Genomic DNA, 3201 nt, shown 5'->3' with positions numbered 1-3201 from the left:
TCTCAATGATATTGAGAACATCTTCTTTAGTGAGCGGTTCAAAATAGAGACGATCGCTCGTATCGTAATCCGTCGAAACCGTTTCCGGATTCGAGTTTACCATAATCGTCTCAAACCCGGCACCGCGCAAAGCATAGGATGCGTGACAACAGCAATAATCGAACTCAATCCCTTGTCCGATGCGATTAGGGCCGCCACCCAAAATCATCACCTTTTGTTTATCGGATGGCAAGACTTCCGATTCACCTTTTTCGGGGTAATCGAGATCTGCTGTTTCCGATTGTACCCCACAACCCAATTCATAAGCGGAATAGTGATAAGGGGTAAACGCCTCAAACTCTGCCGCGCAGGTATCGACTGTTTTGTAAATGGGGATAACGCCCAAACTTTTACGGTACTCGCGCACTTCATCTTCCTTGGTTTTCGTGGCGAAGGCAATTTGCCGGTCGCTAAATCCCTGTTGCTTAATTGCAAACAACTGCTCCTTAGTTATTTGTTGCAAAGGAGTGCGTTTCAAGAATTTTTCGGTTTCCAGCAATTCCTGCATCTTATCCAAAAACCAAGGATCGATTCCCGTCAGTTCGTAGATATCTTCTACCGACATTCCCAACTGCATCGCGTGACGCAAAGTGAAAATTCGTTCTGGATTTGGCGTCCGCAACTGAGCGCGAATTTGTTCGAGGGAAGGCAATTTTTCCGATTTATCGCAACCCCAACCGGAGCGACCGGTTTCTAAACTTCGCAATGCCTTTTGAAACGATTCTTGGAACGTGCGACCGATTGCCATTGCTTCACCCACCGATTTCATTTGCGTTGTCAGTATCGGTGTCGTTCCGGGGAACTTTTCAAAGGCAAAACGCGGGATTTTCGTGACCACGTAGTCAATTGTTGGCTCAAAGGATGCCGGCGTTTTCTTGGTAATATCATTATTAATTTCATCCAGCGTGTAACCGACTGCCAATTTAGCAGCAAACTTGGCAATGGGGAAACCGGTAGCTTTGGAAGCTAACGCGGAAGAACGAGACACGCGGGGATTCATTTCAATGACAATTACTTCGCCGTTGACCGGATTGACGGCGAACTGAATATTAGAACCGCCAGTTTCTACACCAATCTCGCGGATAATTTTGATGGAAGCATCGCGCAGGCGCTGGTATTCTTTATCTGTGAGAGTTTGTGCGGGTGCGACGGTAATCGAATCGCCTGTGTGAATACCCATCGGGTCGATGTTTTCGATCGAGCAGATAATCACCACGTTATCCGCCAGATCTCGCATTACTTCTAATTCATATTCTTTCCAGCCTAAAAGCGACTTTTCGATCAAAATTTGGGAAACGGGACTGGCATCTATACCAGCTTGCGCCATTACTTCAAATTCTTCTTGGTTGTAGGCGATACCACCACCCGACCCTCCCATAGTAAAAGCGGGTCGAATAATGAGGGGATAGGTGCCAATTTGATGAGCGATTTCTTTAGCTTCGTTAACGTTGCAAGCAATGCCGGAAGGACAAACGCCTACACCTATTTTTTGCATCGCTTCTTTAAATAGCTGTCGGTCTTCTGCTTTTTCGATCGCTTCCAGTTTAGCTCCGATCAATTCAACACCGTAGCGTTCCAAAACGCCATTTTTTGATAAAGCTACCGCCAAATTTAACGCAGTTTGTCCGCCCATCGTGGGCAACAGAGCATCGGGACGCTCTTTGGCAATCACTTTTTCCACCATTTCCGGCGTCAGCGGCTCAATATATGTGCGGTCTGCCGTTTCCGGATCGGTCATAATGGTGGCTGGGTTGGAGTTAACTAACACCACCTCGTACCCTTCACTGCGGAGTGCCTTGCAAGCCTGAGTGCCCGAATAGTCGAATTCGCAGGCTTGGCCGATCACAATTGGGCCAGAACCCAACAGCAGGATTTTGTGGAGGTCATCACGACGAGGCATAATGGTTGGCCTGGAGTAAGAGTGTGCAAATCCAACCCATTTTAAGTGGTTTGTTCCAAGTAGGGGCGCTTGTTTGACTACAGTTTTCCAAAGTTCGATGACAAATTGGCCTTTGTCCCGTCTTTTTTTGGCCCAGAAAGGTTTACAGCCCCACCCATACCCTTCCCGATGGGGCCACGGACACAGGTGGGGTTGATTGAAGATTTCAGATTTTAGATTTAAAATTTCAAATTTTTGGTTAATCCCTCGCCTCTTGTGGGGGAATCAAATCTGAAATCTCAAATTTGCAATTATGGCTGGGGGCTAGGGGAAGAAGAAGTAAGGTGGGCAGTACACACCAAAATGCTTGTAATCCTTGATATGAGCTAATGGTGGGCAGTCCCCACCCTACAAATTATCTTTGGTTTATTTATGCCCACTTACTTAAAACAACATAGATATTGTTAAAAATTATCAAAATAGGATTTCATGCTAATTTCATAAATAAGTGTCAAACTAATAAATAGGAAGCCAAAACGAGATTGTTTAGCAGAAGGTTTCCCAACATATGAATAGAGTTACTCAAAACATCCTCAGTGCTGCTGCTGGCGGTCTAACAGTGCTGGCACTTACATTCAGTCCTCTCTTTGCACAAAACAAAACGACAACGCCAACTCCACCTTCTCACACCACTGCTAAAGCGCCAGCCCAGCACCAGCAAATGACAAGCAATAAGAATGATAACAAAAAGTGCTGTGAGTCTATGATGGCTAACATGATGGCTAACGGAATGATGGGCAAGAATAATAAACCCACTACAGCTCAGCACAAGCAACATCACCCCACAAATACAAAACCGACGACTGGTTCAAGCGCCAAGCCTAGCGTAAATCGATAAATATTTAATAATAATCGCGGGCACTCAATACTGTTCTGCTAATAAGGCTGAATAAACCGGGTTTCTCAACGCAAAATCTAAGCTTTCAGGGAAAGATATTTGCCAGAAACCCGGTTCCTGACTCTGGTGCAAGATATTATTATAGAAAAATTTTAAAATACGCATCTTTCTAAGGAGAGAATGAATTTTTCCAAATGTGCAAAGATTTCATCTAGATTTCATTCTTATATGTCAATATCAGTAGTAGCCCTGCGGTGAAAATCTGAGGGTTAACAAGAGTAAAAATAAATTTTCTGGTAAAAGCGAGATGGCTCGAAAAATTATGCGATCGATTTCAGCAAAAACAAGCTTATTGGCGTTAACTATGATGGCGGTTGCCTCCCTA

2 protein-coding genes are annotated in these 3201 nt (G+C 44.7%); one reads left to right on the top strand and one right to left on the bottom strand.

The features are described 5' to 3' along the window. A partial coding sequence (gene carB / locus H6S82_RS25870) for a carbamoyl-phosphate synthase large subunit (RefSeq protein WP_191056929.1) occupies positions 1-1939 on the bottom strand: 1939 nt, incomplete at its 3' end. Positions 1940-2486: 547 nt separating this feature from the next. Here carB and H6S82_RS25865 point away from each other — a divergent pair. Then, on the top strand, positions 2487-2816 hold the full coding sequence (locus H6S82_RS25865; protein WP_190467539.1) for a hypothetical protein: 330 nt from the start codon (positions 2487-2489) through the stop codon (positions 2814-2816). Positions 2817-3201: the final 385 nt, after the last annotated feature.

The sequence above is a fragment of the Planktothrix sp. FACHB-1355 genome (genome assembly GCF_014748295.1).
Lineage (GTDB): Bacteria > Cyanobacteriota > Cyanobacteriia > Cyanobacteriales > Aerosakkonemataceae > Aerosakkonema > Aerosakkonema funiforme_A.
The sequence above is the reverse complement of the archived record's forward strand: the minus strand, read 5'-3'. Positions and strand labels throughout refer to the sequence as shown.